The sequence below is a fragment of the Spirosoma daeguense genome (assembly GCF_054776875.1).
In genome coordinates, this window is record NZ_BAAHBF010000002.1 from 416,875 (window position 1) to 442,700 (window position 25,826).

The window sequence follows — 25,826 nt, forward strand, 5'->3', positions numbered from 1 at the left end:
TAATGCTGGCGTCAGCCCAATCATCACTCATCGTTTATCACTCATCACTAAAATTAAAAACCAATGTCAATCACTAGCGGCTGAACGAGCCATTCGCGGGTACTTGGATTATAAATGGTTCGAAAACCTGCTTCAAACGGTGATTGAAGACGTAGTACGTTGAACACAAACGATACGTCGATTCCTGTAGAGTGATAAGTGTGACGTAGCGTTTCGTATCCACGCAACCGCCCATATACATCCCGCACATCGACCACGCTCTGCCCTTGCGCACGGTCATAGAAAGCCCCGGCCTTAATCCGCTGAACGTACAGCAAACGCCCTATTGACCAATGCATATCGGCAACTGGGAATCGATATTCGGCACTCCCGGCACTAATCTTATCGTCACTTACATAAGCTTGTCCACGAGGATAAAACACAATTGGGCTGAACCGATAAGTTCCCTGCGCCTGTTGCTGATACCCACCCCTCAGACGTAGCGAATGATGCTTTCCAACACCCGGAAAAAACAGATTTGCCTGAACACCCCACTGCTCACTGGTGAGTTTGCCCCCAAACGGCGTTGTTCGATAATTTACCGAAATCGTTTGTCCCCAGCGCGGTGCTACGTCACGTTTGCTTTGGCGCAGTAGACGTGAATAACTTGCTCCGTAAGTTAGTGCCTGTAGTGCGCCTGACGCACCAACTTCGGTAATAGGTCTGAAGGGTAAATCATAGCCTGTTACGTTCAGGTAATTGTAATAGGCTGACAGACTGGCGTTTTCTATATATTTAGAATGGGTTAGCTGAAATGGAATCCGAAAACCTGCCGAAAGCTGATTATACTGCCATCGGTCGGTACGTAAACTATCGGCGGGCGAAACTCTGTCGATGTAAAGCGACGTACTACGGGTGCCACGTTGAAAACTCAAATCAAAAATAGGGTAGAGGCCCTGATAGCTGAATAAGGCATACGCGTTTCCCGCTCGCTCGGCCTGATTGTAGGTATAGCCAACTTCCAACTGGGTAGTACTAAGCAGATTCTGTGAGCTTAATCCTACCGATAAGGCCTGACCACTACTGCTGGCTGTTGGTCCCCAGCTATAAATATTTATCGCATTCGCCAGCCGACGATACGGGGTTGGCTGATACCTTGCTGTAGGTTTTAACGAATCCGACAAGATACGTTGCCCCTGTGCAGCCCCTGGCTCTAACGAAGGCAATTTACCAAAATAACGTAGCAAAGAAACTTGATCGTTTTCTCCCGAGTTGGATACACTTTTCCAGATAGAGGGCTCAAGTGGCATATCCATGATACGTGACCCGGCAACGGTAAAATCATCAAACGCCAGCCTGGTTCCAGATGGCGAAATGGAAGCGTGGTAAGCCGCTTGTGGTCGTGATGTTACCTGAAATACCTGTTTTGTACGGATATCAACTGCGTAAATATTATCGATACCCGAACGGGGCGAATTATAGAAAACATAATTTTCAGAGGATTGCGGATTACTTATATTTTCGTTGCGAAGGGGAAGTAAATCGGTATAACTGTTGTTGGTTGTGTTGATTTGCTGAATGGTTTTCTTCCCATCTTTTAAGACAACCGTTACGATGGTTCGGTTATCCGCCTGCCAGCGTGGGTGTTGGTATACTACGTTCGTTGAATTCGGAATCTTGTGAAGGCTTTTGCCCGTTTTGGCATCGAGTACGACGAGGTTATGATGATAACGATCGGTACTTTCTACCACAATCAGTTTGGTATTATCGGGCGAAAGTGCAGCCACCAAATACCGGGTTCGATGCGTCAGACGGGTAAGTTTTCGCGTTTTTACGTCGAGAAGTCGGATGGTTGAAAAAATGCGTTGCTGCCAGCGAGGATCATAGCCGTACTCAATCCAACAAACGGTTGATCCCGTTGCCGACAACATAGCCGGATCGTTCGGAAAACCTTGAATGAATAACGTTTGTTCGGGTTGACTTTTACCCAGAATTACCAGTCGTGGCGTATCGCCCAGACCACTTTTTACGCAAACAACCGTTGAGTCGGTCAGGAATTGTGGATGCTGATAATTGGTAAAAACAGGCTGTCTGGTGGTTGATTTTACTACGTCTGAACCGTGCTCTGGCTTAACTTGAAACGATGTAGCAGGAGTTATCGTTAGCTTTTCCTGTCGTTTTTGCCAGGTTTCGGTTAGGTCGTCCATCGTTTTTCGATACAAATCGTCGGTTCGTAGCCCCGTTTCTGCTTTTATGCTGGCCGAAAACGCAAATGGCCACGGAAAGCGCCGATAATTTCGATTCAATACGCGGCTCCAGACATCAGGCCCATACGTACGTTTCAGATACGTAGTCAGAAAATAACCTAATACGTAGTGGTTCGGAACATTATCACGATAGGAACCACTGACCGCTTTTGCGTAATTGAAGGGGGTACTTGCTAAAAGATTGGTTCGCATACCTAGGTCGAAATTCGGAATCCGGCCACGACCTGCCTGACTCAGAAGCGTTTCAGTACTTACGGCATCGCCTTCGGCAAACCAGCTTGGTACGGTCAGCAACGGGAATGCCAGCCCCGTATTGCCAAACAATGTATATAACCAGCGTCCGTAACCTTGCAACGCCTTGTCGTTCTGAACTACGTGGCGGTACTCGTGAACAGCCAGCAAATCGAGCCAGTCGAACGTACCGAGTAGAGCCGGATCTTGTGGCGGTACGGCAAAAAACTCTGACCGTCGCGGAAACAACGTAACGAAACCGTTGCTGTTGGTAGTCTGATTCTGAATCAGCACCGAAATCGGGCGTGGTTTTTTACCTAGCGATGCACTTGCGGGCTCATACAGACTTTCGAGTCGCTGGGCTGTTCGTTGGGCCGTAGAATCAAGTTGGGCAGGATAAATAACCTTGAAATGTGGTGTTTTAAGCTGATTCCAACGTAGCTGTGGCGGATTCTGTTCAAGAATCGGAAGCGTTTGGGCGTTGCTGCCAAGAGCGGCCAGCAGTAAAAGAGTTGTGAGGAAATTGCTACGTAGCATAGAATATCAATGATACGTAGTTTTTCCCGGAAATTGATTTGTCCAGATTATAAAACAGTAATTGACTCTTTCCTGTTGACTAAACACAAACGACCATTAACTTTATGTGGCAGGAAAAGGATAATCAACTCATCCGCGATTTTAAATTCGCCGATTTCAGTGAAGCGTTCGCCTTCATGACCAGGGTGGCGCTTATGGCCGAGAAAATGGATCATCACCCTTGGTGGTCAAATGTTTACAACGAAATCACGATCAAACTCTCGACGCATGACGCGGGCAACGTAGTGACCGATAAAGACCGAAAGTTGGCGGCCGAGATTGATAAGCTAATCAATGAATAATGGGTACTGTGAAATGAATAATACGTATTAAACGAGATCAATTTTGCATTTTTCGTTATCCCGTATTCATTTCGCAGTATGAAACTATATCTTGTGCCGACGCCCATCGGCAACCTTGATGATATTACGTTGCGGGCTATCAACGTATTGAAAAGTGCTGATGTGATTCTGGCCGAAGATACCCGTACATCGGGCGTGTTGCTACGTCACCTTAGCATCAGTAAACCACTCCATAGTTATCACATTTTCAACGAACACCAGACCGTTCAGCGACTTGTAAATCAGTTAAAAGAAGGCAAAACCTTTGCCCTGGTTTCAGACGCTGGCACGCCCGGTATTTCAGATCCCGGCTTTTTGCTGGTGCGTGAGTGCATCAAGAACAACATTACTGTTGAATGCTTGCCGGGGCCAACTGCTTTTGTGCCTGCTCTTGTCAATTCGGGGCTTCCCAACGACCGCTTTACGTTTGAGGGTTTTCTGCCGCATAAAAAAGGACGTCAGACACGGCTAACGGAGTTGGCAGAAGAAGAACGAACGATGGTTTTCTACGAATCGCCCCACCGATTGCTGAAAACACTCCAGCAGTTTGCCGACATTTTTGGGCCGGATCGTCCAGCCAGCGTTTCACGCGAACTCACCAAACTATTTGAAGAAACCCAGCGCGGCCCCTTATCCGAACTTATTGCGTATTTTGCCCAAAAAACCATAAAAGGCGAAATCGTTGTCTGCGTTCAGGGTAAAGAACCTGTTCGCAAGGCCAAACGAAAATACGATAATGACGATGATACGGAAGAAGATGAATAAACTATGTGGTGTGGGGCAAGGTGCAAGGGGCATGGAAATAATTCAAAAACGGTTAGTTTGCAGACTACTATTTATTTTTCCTTTTTCACTTTTCTTTTTTCATTCATTTTCCTCAGTTAGCCAAAGCCTTTCACCGGCATCGCAGGTCAGTTTAATCACCTATGGCCCTGGCGATGATGATATTTCGTCGGCTTTTGGCCATACCGAAATCCGGATTGTCGATCCTGCGATTGGTCTCGATAAAGATTACAGTTACGGCGGGTTCGATTATCGGGCCGACTACTTCATTATCAAATTTTTACGGGGCACACTGCCCTACTATTTAACAGCTCATAATTTATATCAGGTTGCCTATTATTATCAGCAAACCAACAGAAGTATTCGTGAACAGGTGCTGAACCTGTCGCTCACGCAGCGTCAGCAATTATTCCGGGATTTAGAAACGAATTATTTGCCTGAGAATCGGGAATATCGCTACAAATTTTACTACGATAATTGTTCAACCCGTCCGCGCGATATGATCGTGCAGGTCTGTGGGGATAGCCTCACGATACCGTCCCGTTCGGTAATGACTGGGAAATCGTACCGTAATTTGATGAATGATTATCTGGGAAATATGCCGTGGTATCAATTAGGGATGAATCTGGCCATTGGTAAACCCGCCGATGAACAAACCGACGGCTGGCGGGCGATGTATCTCCCCAATCAATTATTTGACCAATTTGCCAGTGCCAGACTTCGCCAGGCCAACGGGCAGGTTGTACCGCTAGTACGTAGCGAGCAGACTCTGTTTGCTGCTCAGAAAACCTTTCGTAAACAGGTGCCATTTATTTTCGATCCCGACGTAGTGTTTACGATCCTTGGCGTTATCGTGGCGTTGTTTACAATACGTCGGTACATGGTTGCCGGTAAAGTAGATCGGTGGGTTGATTTGCTGTTATTTGGCGTAGCCGGTCTATGGGGATGGTTAGGTTTGTTGATGTGGATCATCAGAGACGACGGCGTAACTGGCTGGAATCCAACATTGCTATATCTGTTGCCTTTTCACCTCCCTCTGATATTCTGGGCAACCCGCTCTACAGCCACCTCCCGTCGTCGGACAACCTATTTTAGCATAGTGTCAGTTCTAATCTTACTCGGAATAGTCTTTTCGAAAATTCCGGGCGGATTCGATGTGTTGTTCCCGTTAACGTTGCTGGTACGTTGCGTTGTCAATATTCAGGTATCCCGAAAAGGGTATCAGACTCCAGCGCTGCTCGATTAATCAATTTCTGATTATAATTCCTGCCGAAGTTGCTTTGCCTACTAGTTGCGTTCGGGTTTCACGTTCTGGCTTCGGCTTTAACGCGTTAACCTAGTGATCTATAGTAAAACCTCCTGCTACATATTCATGAAAAAATTACTTGTTCCCTTTTTATTGCTTCTCTGGTTCAACGTACTGGCACAGCCTTCTGAGCGAGTCGTTAAAGTTTTAATTACCCCCGATCATGCCGACTGGGTTTATAAGGTAGGCGAGCCGGTAAAATTTAACATATCGGTTTATCGCAACAACGTATTGATGAAAGGTGCGAAACTCCGTTACGAAATCGGGCCGGAGAAAATGGAGCCGACAAAAAAAGAAACCGTTACGTTGAAAGATGGTACGTTAGCACTCGATGGCGGAACCATGAAAACGTCCGGGTTTCTACGTTGCATCGCCACAGTGGAATGGGATGGTAAAGAATATCGGGGGCTCACTACGGCTGGTTTCGATCCATTGACGATTAAACCAACCGTAGAAAATCCTGCCGATTTTAAAGCATTCTGGGATAACGCAAAGGCTGATCTGGCTAAACTCCCAATCGATGCAAAAATGACGCTGCTACCCGAACGTTGTACGGCCCTTTCGAACGTGTATCACCTGAGTCTGCAAAATATCAATAGCTCCCGGTTCTATGGAATTCTTTGTGTGCCGAAGAAAGCAGGTAAATATCCGGCAATTCTGCGCGTACCGGGTGCTGGGGTACGTCCATACAACGGCATGATTGCCGAAGCCGATAAAGGATTTATTACGCTCGAAGTTGGAATTCATGGCGTTCCGGTAACGATGGACCCTAGTGTTTATATGGATTTGGCACGTGGACCGTTGGCTGGTTATCAGGCAGCCAATCTCGACGACCGCGACAGATATTATTACAAACGTGTATATCTGGGATGTGTGCGTGCAGTCGATTTTCTGGTGGGTATGCCCGAATACGATGGTCAGAACATAGCCGTTACGGGTGGTAGTCAGGGCGGTGCACTGAGCATTGTTACGGCCGGACTGGATTCCCGTATCAAATGGTTGGGTGCTTATTATCCCGCTTTATCGGACGTAACGGGTTATCTGCACAATCGCGCGGGTGGTTGGCCGCATTTGTTTTTCGGGAATGAGAAAGCATATAACAACAAACCTGACCGGATAAAAACTACAGGTTATTACGACGTAGTGAATTTTGCCCGACAGGTGAACGCACCGGGGCGCTATGCGTGGGGATTCAACGATGAAACCTGCCCGCCAACGTCGATGTACGCATCTTATAACGTAATACCGGGGCCAAAAATGCTGGATATTGATTTCCTCGATACCGGACATTGGACGTATCCTGAACAAACCGAAAAAATGACCAATTGGCTGCTCGAGCAGTTGAAAGGAGGGAAGTAAACAGTTAATGAATAATGTAGAATGAATAATGACTAATTAACGAATTGGCTGAAAGTCCGTTCATTAAGAACAGGTAGACCATTCGTTACGTATTGTTTCTCCCTACATTATTCATTACCCATTCTACATTATTCATTACTTATGCGATTATTTGTCAATACAGCACTCGACGATAGACTTAAAGCTGAACTTCAAAAGCGCCTTCCTGTCGACGTAACGGTGGTTTTTCGGCACGACATTCCGAAAGATGAGCAACAGGCTTCTTTTTTGCTGGCCGATCTGGTCATGGGTAATCCCCCGGCTGTCTGGTTTAAGGATGCGGTTCCAAATTTGAAATTCTGGCAGTTGGATTCAGCCGGATTCGATGGGTATAAGCAGGCTAATCTGCCTCCGGGGTCTGTAGTTGCCAATATGGGCGATTATTTTGCCTGGCCTTGTGCCGAAACCATGCTGGCCGGGATTCTGGCTATGTACCGACGTATTCCGGAACTGGTAACCTTACAAAATCGCTCCGAATGGTTAGGCGTCCCTATCCGCGACCGTACCGGGTTGCTACGTGGGCAGCGTGTAGTGATTCTCGGAACAGGCACCATCGGACAGGCTGTTCGGCAAATGCTGACCGGTTTTAACTGCCCTACAAAAATGCTCGCCCGTACTGACCCAAAAGCCGATTTGCATTCTGTTGATGAATTGAAGCAGGAACTCGCTCAAACCGACATCCTGATCAATTGCCTTCCGGGTACAGCTAATAGTTTTGTGTCAGCAGACGTATTAGCGGCAATGAAGCCGGGAAGTATTTACGCCAATGTGGGCCGGGGTAGCACAACTGATGAGCCTGCGTTAGTTGATGCACTTCAGTCGGGGCATTTGGGGGGCGCTGTTCTCGACGTAACAGCTACTGAGCCGCTTCCCACCGATAACCCACTTTGGGCCTTACCGAACGTACTACTAACTCAGCATACAGGTGGTGGACAACCCAATGAGGATACGGGAAAAGTGATTCACTTTATGGGGAATCTAAAGAAATTTCTGGCTGGTGAAACAATCGAAAATGCGGTTGAACTAAGCCGAGGGTATTAATACGAATTATCTGTTATTGACTACTGAAATGGACATTCTATCAGGTCAGCACGATGCGGTAAATCGCCGGACGTTTATTCAGGCTGCTGGTAGTTTAGCCGCGCTAAGCCTGGGATCGTCCATTTCAGCAATCGCCAATAAACCGGAAGCGAATCGCCCACCCAAAATGATACGTATTAAGCAGGTCGATTCTAATTTTGAACGAGAACCGCTGAACCCGTATCGATTTAAGGGAAGTGCCATCACCGAGAGTTGGCAGGTCGCGTCGATGCTCGAAAGCGAATCAGGTATTCGTCGGATTGGTTTGTGTACGCAAGGCGTTTTGTGGTCTGATGCGAAAGTGTTTTCAACGCATTCCGAGCGGGTGGGCAATGCGCTTATGTATGCCATCAGCGATCGTGCGTTGCAGATGATGAAAGGCAATACGTTTACAAACCCTGTTACGTTGCTCGATGAATTGTTGCCTGACGTATATGCCTATGCGAAAACCATCACGCGAAATCCTGATTTGCGGAAAACCTTTGCGCTAAATGCACTGGTAAGTGTCGATAATGCGGCATGGCTGTTGTATGCGCAGGAAAACGGACTTACCCGTTTCGATGATATTATACCGGAGACGTATCGGCCGGGTTTATCCTATCGCCACAAGAACGTAGCAAGTATTCCGTCATTTAGCGTTGGCACCACCGCCGAACGCATCAAAGCGGCTGCTGATGAAGGCTATTTTATCCTAAAATTAAAAACGGGAGCAGCTGGTACACAGGCCGAAATGCTGGAAAAGGACATTGCCTTTCTGACCGCTGTTCACAAAGCAATTGGTCGTTACGAAACGCCCTATACGAAAGACGGCAAGATTCCGTACTATTTCGACGCCAACGGACGGTACGAGAAAAAAGATACGCTGTTACGTTTTCTGGATCATGCCCGAAAAATTGGTGCATTTGATCAGATAGCGGTTATCGAAGAGCCCTTTGAGGAACGTAACGAAGAGTTTGTTGGTAATCTGGGCGTTCGAATTGCTGCCGATGAAAGTGCGCATACCGTTGAAGACGCTGCCATTCGGATTCAGCAGGGATATTCGGCCATAGCGGTAAAAGCGATAGCCAAAACGCTGAGCATGACCATGAAAATTACCCAGCTTGCCTACGAAAAAGGCGTTCCCTGCTTCTGCGCCGACCTGACGGTAAATCCTATTCTGGTCGACTGGAACAAGAACGTAGCGGCCCGACTTCCGCCGTTTCCGGGCATGAGTGTAGGGCTACAGGAAACGAACGGGCATCAATACTTCAAAAACTGGGATAAACTGATGACGTATCACCCCAAAGCTGGATCAAGCTGGACCCAAACGCAACGGGGTGTCTATCCGACAGATGCTACGTTTTATGCAGAAAGCGGAGGAATATTTCTGCCATCGGGTCATTACGAGCAATTGTTCAGTTAACCAAATCAGAGTAGTCGTTATCCTTTCCTAATAAGCAATAGTTAAAATCATCGTTGATTATACAACAGAAAAAAGTATGAAATTCCTACCCAAAGATCAGTATTTGCCATACTTGCTCTTAGCGGCTAGGGTGCTAATCAGCTTTGTTTCCCTTTGTAAACCTATTCCAGTAGCATACGCTAGGAAAAATACAAACAGCAATTAGTTGATTCTTTTGCAATCAACTAATCGGATCGCGTGCTCTAGGCGAAAATTGGTAGTAGTGCTGGGCTGTTTATCAGAAAGAACTTGCATCCCTGTTATATACTACGTATACACCTATCTATACTCATTAAACCGGCTGATTTCCTTTGTTGTCGAAGGACTTGGAAATAAGGTGCATGTTATAGAATTATTGCCGCAATACGCCCTCTAAAGCCCTTTTTTGGAAATTTTTCCGTATATTTAAGGAGCCGAACGTGATACTTATCGTTCGCTAAACCTGCGACCCATCCACTGGAATTGACCTGAACAAAAATAAATGACGAACAACGAGAATGAACCCCTCATGGACGACGATGATCAACTGCCAACCTCCGATTTATCGACCAATGAATCAGAGCTGGTGAGCGTCCCTGAAGAGCTTGAAACTCCTATTGACACTGTAGAAGAAGTCCTGCATGACCAGACGGTTGTGTCAGGGTTATATGAAAGTTATTTCCTCGATTACGCATCTTACGTTATTCTGGAACGAGCTGTGCCTGCGGTTGAAGATGGACTGAAACCAGTTCAGCGACGGATTCTGCACGCCCTCAAAGAAATGGACGATGGTCGTTTTAATAAGGTGGCCAATGTAATCGGACAAACCATGCAGTTTCACCCACACGGCGATGCGTCGATTGGGGAAGCGTTGGTAAATATCGGCCAGAAAGAACTGCTGTTCGATACGCAGGGAAGCTGGGGTGATGTTAGAACGGGCGATGGCGCTGCCGCTCCCCGGTATATCGAAGTACGGCTTTCGAAATTCGCAATTGATACCGTTTATAACGATAAAACAACCGAGTGGCAATTGAGCTATGACGGTCGTAAGCGGGAGCCCATTACGTTGCCGGTGAAATTTCCGCTGTTGCTGGCACAAGGCGTTGAGGGAATTGCCGTTGGGTTGTCGACCAAGATTCTGCCGCACAACTTTAACGAACTGGTCGAGGCTTCGATTCTGATGTTAAAGGATAAACCCGTTTCGCTTTTTCCTGATTTCCAGACGGGTGGGCACATTGATGTCAGCAATTATAACGACGGACATCGGGGCGGTAAAGTGCGTGTACGCGCTAAAATCGAGGAAGTTGATAAGAAAACGCTGGCTATTCGGGACGTACCATTTGGCGTAACAACGTCGCAACTGATCGATTCGATTGTTAAGGCGGCTGAACTCGGCAAAATCCGGATTAAAGCACCTAGCCGGAACGTAGCGGCTGTGGTTGATAATACGGCTAAAGACGTTGAAATTCTGGTTCACCTGCAACCCGGTGTGTCGCCCGACGTAACGATTGATGCACTCTACGCCTTTACGGATTGCGAAGTAAGTATTTCGCCCAATGCCTGCGTCATTATTGGCGATAAGCCGCATTTTGTGAGTGTAACAGACATACTACGTGTCAATACGCATCAAACGGTGCAGTTGCTGCAACGCGAGCTTGAGATTCGGCGTAGTGAGATTATGGAGCGATTGCTGTATAGTTCGCTCGAAAAAATATTCATTGAAAACCGGATTTACCGGAAAATCGAAGAGTGCGAAACGTTTGAGGCTGTACTGTCGACAATCGATAAAGCACTGAAACCGTTTAAAAAACAGTTTTATCGCGAGATTACGGAAGATGATTTAATTCGGCTCACCGAAATTAAAATCAAGCGTATTTCGAAATATGACGGTTTTAAAGCCGATGAACTGATGCGTCGACTGGAGCAGGAACTGGCCGAAACAGAAGACAATCTGGCGAATATTACGCGGTATGCGATTGCCTATTACAAGGAGTTGCAGAAGAAATACGGCAAAGGTCGCGAACGCAAGACCGAAATACGGGCGTTCAACACCATCGCTGCGAACGTAGTAGCGGCTGCCAATCAGAAACTCTACGTTGATCGGGAGGGAGGTTTTATTGGCTATGGTCTGAAAAAAGATGAATACGTTAGTGACTGTTCCGATATTGATGATATTATTGTTTTCCGTCGGGATGGTAAATGTATGGTCGTAAAAATTCAGGAAAAAGTGTTCGTCGGCAAGGATATTGTTTACGTTTCGGTATTCAAGAAAAACGATGAGCGCAAGATTTATAACCTGATTTATCTGGACGGTAAGTCTGGAATTTCGATGTCGAAGCGTTTTCCAGTAACGGGAGTCACACGCGATCGGGAATACGATCTGACAATGGGAAATCCTAAGTCGAAAATGACGTATTTCAGCGCCAACGATAATGGAGAAGCTGAAGTCGTAATGATAAATCTGACAGCGCAGAGTTCGGCAAAAATTAAACAGTTTGATTTTGATTTTGCCTCGATTGCTATTAAAAACCGGGGTGCGCAGGGAAATATTCTAACCAAATACCCCGTCCGGAAAATTACCCAGAAAACGGCAGGTACGTCAACGCTAGGTGGGGTTGATATATGGTATGACGAACACCTTGGCCGACTCAATCGGGACGAACGCGGTCGGTTATTAGGGAATTTTGAAGCGAAAGACAGTATTCTTGTTGTTTACAAAGATGGTCAGTATGAACTAACAAGCTTTGATTTAACCAACCGATATGAGCCGGCCGACATTGCGGTATTGCAGAAATTTGATCCTGAAACCGTAGTATCGTCCGTATATTACGAAGTGAATCAGAAAGCGTGGTACGTAAAACGATTTAAGGTCGAAACAACCTCGCTGGATAAGAAATTTAGTTTCATTGGCGATACCAAAGGTTCGAAAGCATTAGCAATCACGGTTGATCGTTTTCCACGTATTGAAATCGTGCATCAGGTTAAAGACCGTGGACCAATGGAAAAAATGGTGCTGGAGCCAGAGGGTTTTATTGATGTAAGAGGCTGGAAAGCATTAGGCAATAAGTTGCCTTTTGCTAAAGTTAAAGAGGTTAAATTGCTAGCTCCCAAAGTGGTGAAAGAGACCAATAAGGTGTCTCCAGCGATTGAATCTATTACGTTGGATAAGCCTGAGGTTGAGGAAAAAGATTCGGTACAGTTAGGTTTGTTTTCTTAATTGAACGGGTTTTTAGAGTATTATTAACTTAGTAAATAGCGTTGCAAAATCGGTATTACTATGGCAGAGACAGCTTTTTTAGGCCTACGAACGGTAATTTATGCCGCTCCGAATTTAGCCGAAACCAAAGACTGGTATACCAAAGCATTGGGTTTTGCACCTTACTTCGAAGAGCCATTCTACGTAGGTTTTAACGTAGGCGGGTATGAATTAGGTCTTGATCCTAATGCTCAACCTACTGATGGTAGCACGTTAACGTATTGGGGCGTTGCATATATTGAAACAAGTGTGCAACGCCTGCTTTCACTGGGAGCCACCCCCCATACCGATATTCAGGACGTTGGTGAAGGTATTCGTGTGGCTACGGTTCGAGATCCGTTTGGAAATGTGGTCGGATTGATCGAAAATCCGCATTTTACGCTGACGTAAATGAATACTACCTTGGCAACAAATTACAACAAAGAATCTCCGCCCGAAACGGTTGGTGTTCGTGTTGCCAAGCGTTTCATAAAAACATTGATTGCACTCGGCTTTTTAGTGGCTATTGCTGTGCTTATCAGTAACTGGTGGGTCGTTTACAATACGCGAAATCAGATTTATTTCGATATTGACGAGCTACCTGCCAACGATGTTGGACTGGTATTGGGAACCAGCAAATTTGTCCGGTCAGGGAAGGAAAATCTTTTCTTTCGCTATCGCATGGAAGCGACTGCCCGTCTATGGAAAGAAGGGAAAGTTAAATACTTGATTTTGAGTGGAAATAATGATTCGGAGTATTATAACGAGCCTGTTGATATGCAGCGGGCGCTGGTGAAATTAGGCGTTCCTGCTTCTATAATGACGCTTGATTATGCCGGTTATCGTACATTCGATTCGGTAGTGCGTTGTAAAGATTACTTCAATCAGGAGAAAATAACTATTATTTCGCAAAACTTCCATAATGCCCGTGCGCTTTACATTGGTAATCATGAGGGTATGGAAGCCATTGCTTTTGCTGCTCAGGACGTACCCGATGGATACTCTTTCCGTACATTAATTCGCGAGTATCTGGCTCGCCCATATGCGTTGCTCGACGTATATATATTTCGTCCCCAACCGCAAAAAGGTAATTGGGAGCGAAAACGAAATTAATCCATTCTTCTTTTTTAATTTACCTATTCTATATTTTAGTGAATGATTATTGGATAATATATGTATATTTATTAATAATATGTTACCGTAAAATAATTTTAATAAATAAAAAATCTCGTAGTTTAGTTCTGTCGTATATACACTTCGAGTGATGTGTATTATATCTAACTAACTAAACTATAAAAAATGAAACTCTCGAATTTATTGGGCATGATTTTATCCGTATGGGTATTCATGTCCTGTCAGCCCAAACAAGAAAGTGCATTAACGCCCGCTCCTGTTATGTCTTCAGTGTATAAAGAAGGGGGAAACGATCAATTAGGAGAGCCAATGCCAGAGACTGCTGGTGCCCGGGAATCCGATGCTTCTTTTGCCGTTCAGCAAGAAGTATTGCAGTATATTAATGAAGCTCGTTCTCAAAGTTGTGTATGTGGCACTGATACGTATCCACCTGCTCCACCACTTAGTTTGAACTCCCGACTAAATGGAGCCTCGAATAAACATGCTGTCGATATGGCCGATTACAATTATTTCAGCCATACCGGACGAGATGGTTCGCAACCTTGGGACCGAATGACTCGGGAAGGTTATCAATGGATTGTTGCAGGCGAAAATATTGCTGCTGGCTTTACAACCCCACGGTCAGTAGTTACAGCCTGGCTTAATTCGCCAGGTCACTGCGCTAATATTATGAATCCGGGCTTTCAGAACGTAGGGGTTGGTTATGGCTACAACATTAGTAGTAATTATGACCATTACTGGGTAACAAAATTTGGTACAAGACGCTAACCTTAACCCATTTTTACTACGTCTGTTCTGGTAACAGACGTAGTAAAAATGGATATACTATTGCTCCGGCAAATCCCGTCGACGACTCTGACCTTCTTTACGTATGCCAATAAAGAATCCAGTATTATTCTGATACAGATTGCCCGTATCATTAGCTATGGAAATATTTGCTGTTATTCCCTGAAAAATAGGTAAAGGAGCAGACATCGATAAAATAGACGAAAACTGTTGAACAGCCCTGGGAAACGGAACCTCATACGTACCGAGATTCTGACTATAAGATGCTTTGATCTGAAATTTAAGAAAATCGACGATTTGCCCCGATAAACCAACGTGAAAGACTGATACGCGGTTATTGTTGGTAAATCCATAACGTGGCAATTCTACATTACTATCAGTTGAAGGACTAATAAAAGGCGTTCCCATAGTGAGGCCGTACCGAGACCAGCCATCGCGATACTGGGAATGATTAAAATAGTTGTCGCGTCCCTGCTGTCCGGTTTTATCCAGAAATAATTCTCCTCCCTGACTCTGTGTGAATAAGAATTCCAGTAAAACATCCTGAATCTGGAATCCACCCGGACGGGCAGACCGAAGGTTACGTATACGTAATCCATTTAGTCCATCACTGATATTAATCAGGTAAAACAGCGATCCATCTTCATAAACGTTTTGGCGGTACGCAAACACTGAGAACGAGCGTGTTCGGTATTCGAATCCTAAATCAATGCTTCCTAAATGATTGCCTATGCGATTTTCGCGATCGAAACGGCTTATTCGGGTTGTATCGACATTTGTGCGGTTGCCTAACGTAGTGCCTGTGATAACGTCGATATAGTCACTAAACCGATTAGGAAGTTGATTATTCTTGATAACCGAACCCGGTAGACTCTCAGTATTGCCGCCCCACATCGCCTGGTGGTTGAACCCGCCGTATAATTTAAGCCGCCAGTTTGGTTTGCCGAATCGCCCATAAAGAGCTTTCTGATGAAGGAGCACGTTTTTAACAAAACGATCTTCTTCAAACCAGCCATGTGCATACATACCCTTAAAGCCAAAAAGCGCGTTTCTGGGGAAATAGTCAGGAGTTGCCAGTTGAATTTTCAGCATAGGTAACGCATTGGTCGACCATGCATAAGAGCCGGAGCTCAGTGTTGAGTCGACTAAGCCAATGACTTCCCGACGACGACCTGCCCAAGCTTCCAGATTACGTCCGAATTTAACCTTTACGTATGCCTCTGGAATCACTACGTTATATGACGTACCCGCATTAAGCACTGCTTCGGCACCCCAACCCCAGTCAATACGTCGATTAGCTGCCCGTAGGCTATCAAGTCGATTTTGGGGGAGATCATGATAGTCAACCCGCATGGCATGACGTAGCGTCAGGAAAGTTTTCTCCTGAGGAACGATTCCATATTGATTTGCTCGTAGCCAAAAAGGAGTTGAGCTTGGCACCGAAAAATAGCCACCTGCCTCCGAGCGATAACGGAGTGGTTTAGTTGTTTGAGCAAAACAACTAATTGTTAACAATAGAAAAGGGAGCAGCCTGATAGCATAGGCCATACAATTACGTAAACTTTTTTGTGAGCAGATTCATCATTCTAGTGAGAGTAATTAAAGAAGAAGCATTGGCTAATCATATACATAAAATGTGCCATCCTGAGAGTAGAATGGTTATAAAAACAATCATTAGTAAGACAACAGTAGGTTTCATGGGTTTTTCTCGGAAGACCATAAATAAAGGATTACCTTTGTAAGTCCTTGCAAAACTTTTCTTGTAATAATGTTTGTGTTACAACATATGAACAGTTTTGAGGTATTAGTTTGCGCTATAGTTATGCTTTTGTTTGTACTGCAAACTATGTGTGTTTGAAATTACAACCTGCTACTAACTTTATAGTTGATTATAACTTTTTTTTCTGCGTATGGTCCCTAATGACGAACTGATCCGCATCATTGATTTACTCAACACAACTTATGAAGGTGAAGAAGCCTGGCATGGCCCCTCTGTAGTTGACGTGCTGCGGGGCGTTACGCCGGAGATAGCCGGACGGCGTATTTCGCCCAATACACACAGTATTGCCGAGCTGGTTTTTCATATGACTAGCTGGCGTATTTTCTGTGTTAAAAAAATGCAAGGTGATGAAACGTTTGATATCACAACGCCAGATAAAAACTTTGGTGCATTGCCCGACAAAATCGACGATTTTGAATGGGAAGCACTTGAAATGGAATTAAGTCTGAGTCAGGAAGAGCTGATCAATGAATTGGATAAGCGCGATGATGATGAATTTCTGGAAGATATAGTGCCTGGGCGTGATTATACGTATTACGATATGTTGCATGGTATTATTAACCATGATATGTACCATACGGGCCAGATTATGATACTTCGAAAAGCATTGGCTTTTAAAAATGCAGGTTCGCGTTATGCCGATGAAGATACTGGTACCGATGAATACGGATCTCCGTTCGGAAGCCACGAGCATGACGATTATTATTGATTGTCAATTGATCGAGAACATGCTTCAGTAATTGTATAAAGCAACAGTAAGTCTGTACTGGCATTCTGTTGCTCAGGCATTCAACATTTATTCCTTTGAACTTCTGGCTGGTTAAATCAGAACCCGATACGTATGGATGGCACCACTTTATTGAACAGGGCCGTGCTGTATGGGATGGTGTACGTAATTATCAGGCGCGTAATAATCTGAACGCCATGAAAATCGGCGATCAGGTACTTTTTTACCATAGTGTTACGTCTCCTTGCGTTGTTGGTCTGGCCCATGTAGTAAAAGAGTCATACCCAGACCCAACCATTCCTGACGACACCCGTTGGGTAGTTGTTGAGCTTGAGCCTTTATTTGCTCTGGAAAAACCAGTGTCGCTGGCCACTATAAAAGCTGAGCCATTACTGGCTAATCTGAGCCTTATTCGCCAGTCACGTTTATCCGTGATGCCCGTTCGGGTCGATGAATTTGAATTAATCTTGAAAATGGGACAGAATTGAATTAATAATAGAATGACTGAATGATAGAATTGTTGAATAGGTTCATTGCAGTATTCATTCAACAATTCTATCATTCAGTCATTCAATCTATATGACCAATATTCAACTAGTTATACCAGAATCCTGGTCTGAGTACGAACTCATTGATTCGGGGGCTTTTCAGAAACTGGAGCGCTTTGGCAATTATGTGCTATCGCGGCCAGAACCACAGGCAATCTGGGATAAATCGCTGACCGATAGTGCGTGGGAAAAACGGGCACATGCTATTTTTCGTCGCGACCGTCAATCGCCGGAGCGGGGCGACTGGCAAACGAAACCCGATATGCGTGATCCTTGGTTCATTACGTTCCAGCAGGGAGGGTTAAACCTTAAGTTTAAACTGGCACTAACAACGTTTAAGCACGTAGGGCTTTTTCCTGAACAGGCTGATAACTGGGCTTATATTGCCACCAAAATCAAGGGAATGGCGCCCCACGTAGCGCGCCCAAACGTATTGAATCTGTTTGCCTATACAGGTGGAGCATCACTTGCTGCCCGGCAGGCTGGTGCCGACGTAACACATGTCGATGCAGTGAAACCAGTCATTTCCTGGGCTCGGGAAAATATGGATTACAGCGGCTTGACAAATATTCGCTGGATGGTTGAAGATGCAGTAAAGTTTGTACGTCGTGAAGTACGTCGTGGCAATCGGTATAATGGCATTATTCTTGATCCTCCGGCCTATGGACGTGGACCCGATGGCGAAAAGTGGGTACTTGAAGAGCATCTCAATGACTTGCTCAAATCCTGCGCTGACCTGCTCGATAACGATCATTTTTTCTTTATCATTAACCTCTATTCGCTTGGATTTTCGTCGCTACTGGTCGATAACCTTATGCGGCAGATATTTGGTAGCGTACCAAATCCGGAATGGGGCGAATTAGCTATGATAGACCAATTTCAGAAAAGACTACCTTTGGGGGTGTTTTATCGGTTTGGGGTATGAAAATTTTCAAAGAGCGAATGAACGAACGAGTGAACGTGCGAAAAACCTACCAGATGGCACTTTCGCACGTTCACTCGTTCGTTCATTCGCTCTTTATAACATTTGCTATTTCGTTCCTTTTATTCTCTTGCGATAGTGATGACCGGCAAACGGCTCATATTCCTGATTATCCGAAACCGGGAGATAGTAGTCGTACCGAGGGTGCGCTACGTGCTCTTACACGCGCCATCAATCAATCATCACCAGCTTCAGCCTACGCCAAACGAGCGTCCATTCTGTTAGTGATGGGTCGTGTGAACGAGGCTCTCTCGGATATTGATGAAGCTATTGATCGTAATGATAATATAGGTACGTATTATCTGACCAAAGCACAGGTGCTACGTGCCTTGCAGCAGCCTTCCAAAGCCTTCCAGAACGCTCAGCGTGCCGAAATCTTAGGTGTCGATACGCCCGAGTTATACACACTTCAGGGCGATTTACTTCAGCAACAGAATGAGTTTGATAAAGCCAGACTTTATCTTGCCAAATCCTTGCAAATGGCGCCATACGATGGAGAGACCTATTTTTTTAATGGATTAATGGCAGCTCGCCAAGGTGATACCACCCAGGCTCTCGTGCTATATAAACGCTCGCTTCAGTTAAAACCGCGATATCTGGAAACGTATAATCAGCTATCGTCCATTTATCGGACAATTGGTGATTTGAATTCGGCGCTGGTTTATAATGAGCAGGCATTACGTTATTTTCCAAATAATGCCCGGCTTGCATACGGACGTGGTTTGATCTATCATACCGAAAATAAGCTTGATAGTGCTATGATCTATTACCAGCAGACGGTGAAGGTGCAAGCAAATTATTATCAGGCTTTTTTTCAGATGGGCCTTATCAATCAGGCGTATCGGAACTATTATTCGGCTTTGGCAAATTATCAGCGTGTGCAGCAGCTTCGCCCACAATTTCCACGTATCGATACATATATAGGCTACTGCTATGAACAAATGGGGCAGTATGAGTTGGCTATTGCAGCCTATACCAAAGCTACTCAACAGAATGCTGGTGACCAGCAGGCTGCTGCGGGATTGTGGCGCTCGCAGCGTTCGCAATACTCACAAAATTCATATAACTCATTATTTTTGCCGGATACTGCTAATAAACCTTCGCCCACTACCCGAACTCGCCCTGGACTTGACACAACTCGCGTTCGGGTATCGACAATTCAGCCTAAAGTGCAGGTGGAGAGCAGAACCAGCGATTCGCTTCAACGAACTGTAAGACCAATAAATTGAGTTAGTAATTATGTATGATGTATACTGAATTATAACGTACAGAAGGTAGATACGTTATATGTTATAGTTCATACCTCCTATATCACACATAAAAAATAAGTGGCTTACAGTTGTAGGTAAGCTGCGGGTACCCACAAATAAATACGTGTAAACATGATTGCGCAGGACGAACAAATCCGCGTTACGTTACCAGATGGTAGCGTTCGGCAGTATCCAAAAGGAAGTACAGGGCTGGAAATTGCCGCTCAAATTAGTGAAGGTTTGGCCCGTAACGTATTGGCCGCTAAGGTAAATGGTGTGGTGCAGGATGCAACACGTCCTGTTGATCAGGATGCAACCGTACAGCTTCTGACCTGGAACGATGCCGAAGGGAAGGCTACGTTCTGGCACTCATCGGCCCACTTACTGGCCGAAGCACTCGAAAGTCTGTATCCGGGTGTGAAATTTGGTATTGGACCTGCGGTCGAAACCGGATTTTACTATGATGTTGATTTGGGAGGGCAACCTTTTTCGCAGGAAGACTTCAAAAAAGTTGAGGATAAAATGCTGGAACTGGCTCGCCAGAAGCAGGCGTATATTCGTAAGCCGATGGGCAAGGCAGAGGCCATTGCTTATTTCGAAGAAAAAGGTGACCCCTATAAACTCGACCTGCTCAAAGATCTGGAAGACGGGACCATTACGTTCTATACGCAGGGCGATTTTACTGATCTGTGTCGAGGACCGCATATTCCGAACACCGGATTTATAAAAGCCGCTAAACTGATGAACGTAGCGGGTGCATATTGGCGTGGTAATGAGAAAAATAAGCAGCTAACACGTATCTATGCCGTTACGTACCCGAAGCAAAAGGAACTTGACGATTATCTATATCTGCTCGAAGAAGCCAAAAAGCGGGATCATCGTAAGCTAGGTAAGGAGTTGGAATTATTTGCCTTTTCGGAGAAAGTAGGAGCGGGGCTTCCGCTTTGGCTTCCAAAAGGTACGATGCTACGTGAGCGGCTCGAAAATTTTCTTCGGAAGGCACAAATTCGGGCAGGTTATTCGCCAGTTGTGACTCCACATATTGGCAGTAAGCAATTATACGTAACGTCGGGTCACTGGGATAAGTATGGCGAAGATTCGTTTCAGCCCATTAAAACCCCCGATCCGAACGAGGAATTTTTGCTGAAACCAATGAACTGCCCGCACCACTGCGAGATTTACAAAACCAGACCACGCTCATATCGGGATCTTCCACTACGTTTGGCTGAGTTTGGAACTGTATATCGCTACGAGCAATCGGGCGAGTTGCATGGTCTGACTCGTGTGCGTGGATTCACGCAGGATGACGCGCATATCTTCTGTCGGCCCGATCAGGTTAAAGATGAGTTTATGAAGGTCATTGATCTGGTGCTCTACGTTTTCAGAACACTTGGGTTTACGGACTACAGCGCTCAGATTTCACTACGTGATCCTGAAAATAAAATCAAGTATATTGGTTCCGACGATCTTTGGGAAAAGGCTGAAGCGGCTATTATCGAATCGGCTGCTGAAAAGGGGCTACCAACTGTGACCGAACTTGGTGAGGCTGCTTTCTACGGACCAAAGCTTGATTTTATGGTTCGTGATGCCTTGGGACGGAAGTGGCAACTAGGAACAATTCAGGTCGATTATAATTTGCCTAATCGCTTTGAGCTGGAGTATATTGGTGCTGATAATCAGAAACATCGGCCCGTTATGATTCACCGGGCACCGTTTGGGTCGATGGAGCGGTTTATTGCCATTCTGATCGAAAATACGGGGGGGAATTTTCCACTCTGGCTATCACCTGAGCAGATTGCCATTCTGCCGATTTCTGAGAAATACGAAAATTACGCCAACGACCTGTTTTTTGCCTTACAGGAGAATGATATCCGGGGTATTGTTGATTTGCGCGACGAAAAAATTGGCCGTAAAATCCGCGATGCCGAAGTAAATAAAGTACCCTACATGCTTATTGTCGGTGAAAAAGAATCTGCCGAAGGCAAAGTATCAGTTCGACGAAAAGGGCAGGGTGATCTTGGTAGTATGAGTGTGGAAGAATTTGTAACCATATTCCAGAATGAAGTAAAGGTTTAGTACAGTTTCAGGTTCTATGTTCGGAATTTTAGGTTCAATATGGATGTAGTATCAGCCTAAAACCTGAATCGTTGAACCTGAAACAAACTTATGCTTGCACTGAATCAGTATTTTCAATAGTTTCCCGAACTTTTTAAGAGCTGTTACGTTATCCAAACGGCTTCAAAAGAGCTCACTTTAACAATTTGTTACCTTAAACACAATCTATGGCATTACCCCAGCGCAGACCACCCCGTCGCGTGGTTGAAGAACCCTATAAAGTAAATGAGCGCATTCTGGCCCGTGAAGTACGGGTGGTCGGTGAAAATGTAGAACAGGGAATCTACGATATAAATAAAGCACAGACTTTGGCGAAAGCCCAGGGTTTAGACCTTGTGGAAGTATCGCCCAACGCTGTGCCGCCCGTCTGCCGAATTGTAGACTATTCGAAGTTCAAATACGAGCAGAAGAAAAAGCAGAAAGAGATCAAAGCCAATGCAACTAAAGTTGTTATCAAAGAGATTCGGTTTGGTCCGAACACCGATGATCACGATTTTGAGTTTAAGCTTAAGCATGCGATTAATTTTCTGAAAGAAGGCGCCAAAGTAAAAGCTTATGTACAATTTGTAGGCCGGGCCATTGTTTTTAAAGACCGTGGTTTCAACCTGCTCGACCGTTTTGCTAAAGGGCTTGAAGAGTACGGTAAAATTGAAGCAGAACCGAAGCTCGAAGGAAAACGGATGAGCATGTTCATGTCTCCTAAAGTTGTTGCCAAGAAGTGATTTAATTAGTTATAAAGTTGCAGGGTTACAAGGTTGTAAAGTTTAATAGCGCTATTAAACTTTACAACCTTGTAACCCTGCAACTTTATAACTAATTTTCGTATCTTTGCGGCCTGTTTACAAAGAAGTTTCCACAAAAGCAGTTACAATAATGCCAAAAGTAAAAACCAATTCGGCAGCCAAAAAGCGTTTCAAGCTGACAGGCTCCGGTAAAATCAAACGGAAGCATGCCTTCCACAGTCACATTCTGACGAAAAAAACCACCAAGCAGAAACGCAATCTGGTACATGATGCGTTGGTAGCTGGTCCAGATGAGCGACGTATCAAAATGTTGCTGAATATCTAGTCAGGATTTCAACGTATGTGCTGCAAATGTAGCATATACAAAAGGGACGAAGTAGTTCCTGGTTCACGTTTCACCCGATATCAGGCTATATAAGAGAATGCATAATGATTAATGAAAATGAATAACGGTTTGTGACGCTGGCCGTTGCATATTATTGATTCAACATTATCCATTAATTAGTCTTCCGCCTGTTGTCAAAAAACAACTAATAATAAAATGCCACGTTCCGTCAATCACGTTGCCTCTCGCGCACGTCGGAAAAAAGTAATGAAGCTGGCCAAAGGTTATTTCGGTCGGCGTAAAAATGTTTGGACAGTTGCTAAGAACGCTGTCGAAAAAGGCTTAGGATACGCATATCGCGATCGCCGGGCCAAGAAACGCGATTTTCGCGCTCTTTGGATTCAGCGTATCAATGCAGGTGCTCGTATCAATGGTACCTCCTATTCGGCACTGATGGGAGCCCTTAGTAAATCCGGCATCGAACTGAACCGTAAAGTTCTGGCTGATCTGGCAACGAACCATCCGGAAGCATTTGCTGCTGTTGTGGAACAAGTGAAGTAAACAGAATAAAATATAAAACGCAAAACCCGGCTCTTCGCCGGGTTTTGCGTTTTAAAGAGTTAGTTGCTGAGTCATCTCTGTCAAATGGTCGGTGTAATACTTAGTTTCCCATCTTCAATAAACTGCTTAATTTGATGGTAAGTGAAATCCTGATAGAGATACATATTAAAGTAACTATTGATAGCATTACTCATCTGGGTGAAATTTTTAAAGTCTAATGCTGCTAAAGCCCATCCTTCATACACGGCAGGTGGGTAAAACTCTTTATGTTTTTGGTCTACATAAGCCAATCAACAAATGCATGAGGATTTCTGGCCTGTGTCTGCCTTACAAAGGATAATCGTTCTGCTAATGTTGGAATATTAATATTTCGTATAATAGCAAATGATTGTGTTGTGTCTTGTTGAATGGCAAGGGTCAATGCTTTATAAAGAAGTGGTTTCTCCCAGCGTGGGTAGATTGGATGAGTCTGATCAAACCAGGAGTTTTTTTTATTACGGCAATCTTAGTTGGTGTGGATATAACCTATTATAAATAGGTATTAAAATTAGGAAGCTTTCAAGATAGCTTACTGCCGAAATAAACGGCTGAGTTGCTACGTCTCAATAACTTTTGTTTTGATTCCAGCTCGTTCACCAGTAGCTAATCGACCCAGTAAGTATATATCAATTTCGTTATCGCCAACCCGAAACACCTGACGAACGCTTAGCTCTTGGTCCAACGCTTGCTTTAATGTCTGAAATTGAGCCAAACGGGCTTTTTCCTCATCGCCATACCAATCTTCTTCGGTGAGAACAGGGCTCCAGAAATCAACCTCCGGAATTTCTTCGACATAAATCTTAGGCGGTAGCATTTGCCAGTCTTTAATCTGGCTCACAGTCAACGGCTCTTCCTGTTTCAAATAGCAGGTAGTTGATTCGAGGGGCTCGTCTGATTCGCTTGGATAGAACAAATCAGTGAGCAACGGGTTTATTTTTTCAGAAAATGATATATTTTCTGAAACCAAACCGCTACTTTCTGGCTCTTCAGTCGTCATAGATGTTATAGATTCAGGGCAAATTAACCGTTTCTTATTGGAATTTGCTGTAAGAATCTGTCTAATTTTAACGCGCGGGTGAACCCTATTCCCGCTTAACCAAATAAAATAGTCATGCTAGAAACACTGATGAATCTGGTACAGCAACAAGCTGGTCAGGCGGTAATCAATAACCCAGCAATTCCCAACAGCCAGAATAATAATGTTATGCAGACCGTTGCTAGCAGCATTCTTAGTGGTTTGGGTCAACAGGCACAAGGTGGCGGCCTAGGTAATTTATTGGGCATGGTTGTTAATGGTGGCAACGTTCAGAAAAGCCCTGTTACACAAGGCGTACAGGAACATGTTGAACAGAGCCTGATGGAGAAATTAGGTATTTCGCCACAGGTAGCTATGTCGGTAGCAAGTGCTATTGTACCGATTGTGTTGAGCAAACTGATGTCAAAAGCGTCTGATCCGGATGATTCTAGCGTTGATGGCAATTCAATTCTAGGAGCAGCTACAGGTCAGCAGGGAATTGACTGGATGGGCATGGCTGGTTCAGCAATGGCCGATGGGAAACTCGATATGAACGATCTCCTACGTATTGCTACGCAGCAAGGTGGAAGTGGCGGTGGATTAGGAGGTATGTTAGGCGGTCTTTTTGGTGGTCGTTAAACATAAACTCAGGGTAAATAATAAAGGCCGTTCTCACAAGAACGGCCTTTATTATTTACCCATCGAGTAAATTTACAGGTAAATCATGAAAGGGTAGTAGTATGCCGAAATGGGGTGAAATCAGTAAGATTTAGACGTGAGAGTTGGCGCGCAATCACAAACGCGTGCATCGCTTATATCTTTAGTAAGGGCTAAATATGCGTAACAAACGGCCACTACGGAACCGAGAGTCGTTCATCGACGGGACAGCTATGAGCTCTTTACTTTTCATCAATGTTGGAACGGGACGCCGTAGCGGTTTGGACTTCGTGGGGGACTAGTTGTTTGATGACCGAAAAATCCAAGCCTTAACTTAGTCGTATAATTAAAGCCGCAAGTGCAGGCCCATCCACGTCGGTCAGTCATTGAAAGGAGACGATCTAGTAACGGTGATGAATCACTTAAAAATCGTAGATTTGGCTATTTCGCAACGCATTCAAGTGGATAACGGAAGTTTCTTAAATGTCCACTGCTTCTTATCACTGGAATATGCCCCTGAAAAAAACGAATTCTGGCATCAGAATATA

At 44.8% G+C, this 25,826-nt stretch carries 22 protein-coding genes; 19 read left to right on the plus strand and 3 right to left on the minus strand.

The window, feature by feature from the left end; all coding sequences use genetic code 11:
• Window positions 1-53: 53 nt before the first annotated feature.
• On the minus strand, window positions 54-3,014 hold the full coding sequence (locus tag ACYVD4_RS06620; RefSeq protein ID WP_460943665.1) for a hypothetical protein: 2,961 nt from the start codon (window positions 3,012-3,014) through the stop codon (window positions 54-56).
• 104 nt (window positions 3,015-3,118) lie between these two features.
• Between ACYVD4_RS06620 and ACYVD4_RS06625 the strand changes: the two genes are divergently transcribed.
• The 10 genes from ACYVD4_RS06625 (at window position 3,119) to ACYVD4_RS06670 (ending at window position 14,518) form a co-directional block, all read left to right on the plus strand.
• Window positions 3,119-3,355, plus strand: coding sequence for a 4a-hydroxytetrahydrobiopterin dehydratase (locus ACYVD4_RS06625; RefSeq protein ID WP_460943666.1), 237 nt, complete (start codon window positions 3,119-3,121; stop codon window positions 3,353-3,355).
• Window positions 3,356-3,433: 78 nt separating this feature from the next.
• Window positions 3,434-4,159 carry a 16S rRNA (cytidine(1402)-2'-O)-methyltransferase gene (gene rsmI / locus ACYVD4_RS06630; RefSeq protein ID WP_460943668.1) on the plus strand — a complete coding sequence of 242 codons (726 nt, stop codon included), beginning with the start codon at window positions 3,434-3,436 and terminating at the stop codon, window positions 4,157-4,159.
• On the plus strand, window positions 4,152-5,423 hold the full coding sequence (locus tag ACYVD4_RS06635; protein ID WP_460943670.1) for a lipoprotein N-acyltransferase Lnb domain-containing protein: 1,272 nt from the start codon (window positions 4,152-4,154) through the stop codon (window positions 5,421-5,423). The genes rsmI and ACYVD4_RS06635 overlap by 8 nt, the downstream gene beginning before the upstream one ends.
• Before the next feature lie 126 nt (window positions 5,424-5,549).
• Complete coding sequence (locus ACYVD4_RS06640; RefSeq protein ID WP_460943672.1) at window positions 5,550-6,842, plus strand: acetylxylan esterase; 1,293 nt, start codon at window positions 5,550-5,552, stop codon at window positions 6,840-6,842.
• A gap of 141 nt (window positions 6,843-6,983) precedes the next feature.
• Window positions 6,984-7,922: a D-2-hydroxyacid dehydrogenase gene (locus ACYVD4_RS06645; protein ID WP_460943674.1), complete on the plus strand. Its 939-nt coding sequence runs from the start codon at window positions 6,984-6,986 to the stop codon at window positions 7,920-7,922.
• Between the two features lie 28 nt (window positions 7,923-7,950).
• Window positions 7,951-9,363 (plus strand): enolase C-terminal domain-like protein, encoded by a 1,413-nt coding sequence (locus ACYVD4_RS06650; RefSeq protein ID WP_460943676.1) that lies wholly within the window; start codon window positions 7,951-7,953, stop codon window positions 9,361-9,363.
• Between the two features lie 520 nt (window positions 9,364-9,883).
• Window positions 9,884-12,598 (plus strand): DNA gyrase/topoisomerase IV subunit A, encoded by a 2,715-nt coding sequence (locus tag ACYVD4_RS06655; RefSeq protein ID WP_460943678.1) that lies wholly within the window; start codon window positions 9,884-9,886, stop codon window positions 12,596-12,598.
• Between the two features lie 60 nt (window positions 12,599-12,658).
• Window positions 12,659-13,027: a VOC family protein gene (locus ACYVD4_RS06660; protein ID WP_460943680.1), complete on the plus strand. Its 369-nt coding sequence runs from the start codon at window positions 12,659-12,661 to the stop codon at window positions 13,025-13,027.
• Window positions 13,028-13,729: a SanA/YdcF family protein gene (locus ACYVD4_RS06665; RefSeq protein WP_460943682.1), complete on the plus strand. Its 702-nt coding sequence runs from the start codon at window positions 13,028-13,030 to the stop codon at window positions 13,727-13,729.
• A gap of 186 nt (window positions 13,730-13,915) precedes the next feature.
• Window positions 13,916-14,518 (plus strand): CAP domain-containing protein, encoded by a 603-nt coding sequence (locus ACYVD4_RS06670; RefSeq protein WP_460943684.1) that lies wholly within the window; start codon window positions 13,916-13,918, stop codon window positions 14,516-14,518.
• A gap of 57 nt (window positions 14,519-14,575) precedes the next feature.
• On the opposite strand, the gene ACYVD4_RS06675 is transcribed toward ACYVD4_RS06670, so the two are convergent.
• The gene (locus tag ACYVD4_RS06675) at window positions 14,576-16,084 is read right to left on the minus strand and encodes a capsule assembly Wzi family protein (protein WP_460943686.1); all 1,509 of its coding nucleotides are present in this window, start codon (window positions 16,082-16,084) and stop codon (window positions 14,576-14,578) included.
• 362 nt (window positions 16,085-16,446) lie between these two features.
• Here ACYVD4_RS06675 and ACYVD4_RS06680 point away from each other — a divergent pair, with 362 nt between their 5' ends.
• From ACYVD4_RS06680 to rplT, 8 genes are all read left to right on the plus strand, one after another.
• Entirely contained in the window at window positions 16,447-17,025 is a 579-nt protein-coding gene (locus ACYVD4_RS06680) for a DinB family protein (protein ID WP_460943688.1), read from the plus strand.
• A 95-nt stretch (window positions 17,026-17,120) separates the two neighbouring features.
• Window positions 17,121-17,531: an EVE domain-containing protein gene (locus ACYVD4_RS06685; RefSeq protein WP_460943690.1), complete on the plus strand. Its 411-nt coding sequence runs from the start codon at window positions 17,121-17,123 to the stop codon at window positions 17,529-17,531.
• A gap of 91 nt (window positions 17,532-17,622) precedes the next feature.
• A complete protein-coding gene (locus ACYVD4_RS06690) occupies window positions 17,623-18,516 on the plus strand; it encodes a class I SAM-dependent methyltransferase (RefSeq protein ID WP_460943692.1) in 894 nt (297 codons plus the stop codon).
• Entirely contained in the window at window positions 18,513-19,802 is a 1,290-nt protein-coding gene (locus ACYVD4_RS06695; RefSeq protein WP_460943694.1) for a tetratricopeptide repeat protein, read from the plus strand. The genes ACYVD4_RS06690 and ACYVD4_RS06695 overlap by 4 nt, the downstream gene beginning before the upstream one ends.
• Before the next feature lie 153 nt (window positions 19,803-19,955).
• Complete coding sequence (gene thrS / locus ACYVD4_RS06700) at window positions 19,956-21,899, plus strand: threonine--tRNA ligase (protein WP_460943696.1); 1,944 nt, start codon at window positions 19,956-19,958, stop codon at window positions 21,897-21,899.
• A gap of 206 nt (window positions 21,900-22,105) precedes the next feature.
• The gene (gene infC / locus ACYVD4_RS06705; RefSeq protein ID WP_460943698.1) at window positions 22,106-22,660 is read left to right on the plus strand and encodes a translation initiation factor IF-3; all 555 of its coding nucleotides are present in this window, start codon (window positions 22,106-22,108) and stop codon (window positions 22,658-22,660) included.
• 151 nt (window positions 22,661-22,811) lie between these two features.
• Window positions 22,812-23,006 (plus strand): 50S ribosomal protein L35, encoded by a 195-nt coding sequence (gene rpmI / locus ACYVD4_RS06710; RefSeq protein ID WP_460943700.1) that lies wholly within the window; start codon window positions 22,812-22,814, stop codon window positions 23,004-23,006.
• Window positions 23,007-23,222: 216 nt separating this feature from the next.
• Entirely contained in the window at window positions 23,223-23,567 is a 345-nt protein-coding gene (gene rplT / locus ACYVD4_RS06715; RefSeq protein ID WP_460943702.1) for a 50S ribosomal protein L20, read from the plus strand.
• Window positions 23,568-24,162: 595 nt separating this feature from the next.
• On the opposite strand, the gene ACYVD4_RS06720 is transcribed toward rplT, so the two are convergent.
• Entirely contained in the window at window positions 24,163-24,603 is a 441-nt protein-coding gene (locus ACYVD4_RS06720; RefSeq protein WP_460943704.1) for a nuclease A inhibitor family protein, read from the minus strand.
• Window positions 24,604-24,717: 114 nt separating this feature from the next.
• Here ACYVD4_RS06720 and ACYVD4_RS06725 point away from each other — a divergent pair, with 114 nt between their 5' ends.
• Window positions 24,718-25,260 carry a hypothetical protein gene (locus tag ACYVD4_RS06725; RefSeq protein WP_460943706.1) on the plus strand — a complete coding sequence of 181 codons (543 nt, stop codon included), beginning with the start codon at window positions 24,718-24,720 and terminating at the stop codon, window positions 25,258-25,260.
• Window positions 25,261-25,826 lie beyond the last annotated feature (566 nt).

Coding starts and splice junctions, on each gene's coding strand:
- ACYVD4_RS06620 (WP_460943665.1), bottom strand. CDS start 3,014: ATGCTACGTAGCAATTTCCTCACAACTCTTTTACTGCTGGCCGCTCTT.
- ACYVD4_RS06625 (WP_460943666.1), top strand. CDS start 3,119: ATGTGGCAGGAAAAGGATAATCAACTCATCCGCGATTTTAAATTCGCC.
- rsmI (WP_460943668.1), top strand. CDS start 3,434: ATGAAACTATATCTTGTGCCGACGCCCATCGGCAACCTTGATGATATT.
- ACYVD4_RS06635 (WP_460943670.1), top strand. CDS start 4,152: ATGAATAAACTATGTGGTGTGGGGCAAGGTGCAAGGGGCATGGAAATA.
- ACYVD4_RS06640 (WP_460943672.1), top strand. CDS start 5,550: ATGAAAAAATTACTTGTTCCCTTTTTATTGCTTCTCTGGTTCAACGTA.
- ACYVD4_RS06645 (WP_460943674.1), top strand. CDS start 6,984: ATGCGATTATTTGTCAATACAGCACTCGACGATAGACTTAAAGCTGAA.
- ACYVD4_RS06650 (WP_460943676.1), top strand. CDS start 7,951: ATGGACATTCTATCAGGTCAGCACGATGCGGTAAATCGCCGGACGTTT.
- ACYVD4_RS06655 (WP_460943678.1), top strand. CDS start 9,884: ATGACGAACAACGAGAATGAACCCCTCATGGACGACGATGATCAACTG.
- ACYVD4_RS06660 (WP_460943680.1), top strand. CDS start 12,659: ATGGCAGAGACAGCTTTTTTAGGCCTACGAACGGTAATTTATGCCGCT.
- ACYVD4_RS06665 (WP_460943682.1), top strand. CDS start 13,028: ATGAATACTACCTTGGCAACAAATTACAACAAAGAATCTCCGCCCGAA.
- ACYVD4_RS06670 (WP_460943684.1), top strand. CDS start 13,916: ATGAAACTCTCGAATTTATTGGGCATGATTTTATCCGTATGGGTATTC.
- ACYVD4_RS06675 (WP_460943686.1), bottom strand. CDS start 16,084: ATGGCCTATGCTATCAGGCTGCTCCCTTTTCTATTGTTAACAATTAGT.
- ACYVD4_RS06680 (WP_460943688.1), top strand. CDS start 16,447: ATGGTCCCTAATGACGAACTGATCCGCATCATTGATTTACTCAACACA.
- ACYVD4_RS06690 (WP_460943692.1), top strand. CDS start 17,623: ATGACCAATATTCAACTAGTTATACCAGAATCCTGGTCTGAGTACGAA.
- ACYVD4_RS06695 (WP_460943694.1), top strand. CDS start 18,513: ATGAAAATTTTCAAAGAGCGAATGAACGAACGAGTGAACGTGCGAAAA.
- thrS (WP_460943696.1), top strand. CDS start 19,956: ATGATTGCGCAGGACGAACAAATCCGCGTTACGTTACCAGATGGTAGC.
- infC (WP_460943698.1), top strand. CDS start 22,106: ATGGCATTACCCCAGCGCAGACCACCCCGTCGCGTGGTTGAAGAACCC.
- rpmI (WP_460943700.1), top strand. CDS start 22,812: ATGCCAAAAGTAAAAACCAATTCGGCAGCCAAAAAGCGTTTCAAGCTG.
- rplT (WP_460943702.1), top strand. CDS start 23,223: ATGCCACGTTCCGTCAATCACGTTGCCTCTCGCGCACGTCGGAAAAAA.
- ACYVD4_RS06720 (WP_460943704.1), bottom strand. CDS start 24,603: ATGACGACTGAAGAGCCAGAAAGTAGCGGTTTGGTTTCAGAAAATATA.
- ACYVD4_RS06725 (WP_460943706.1), top strand. CDS start 24,718: ATGCTAGAAACACTGATGAATCTGGTACAGCAACAAGCTGGTCAGGCG.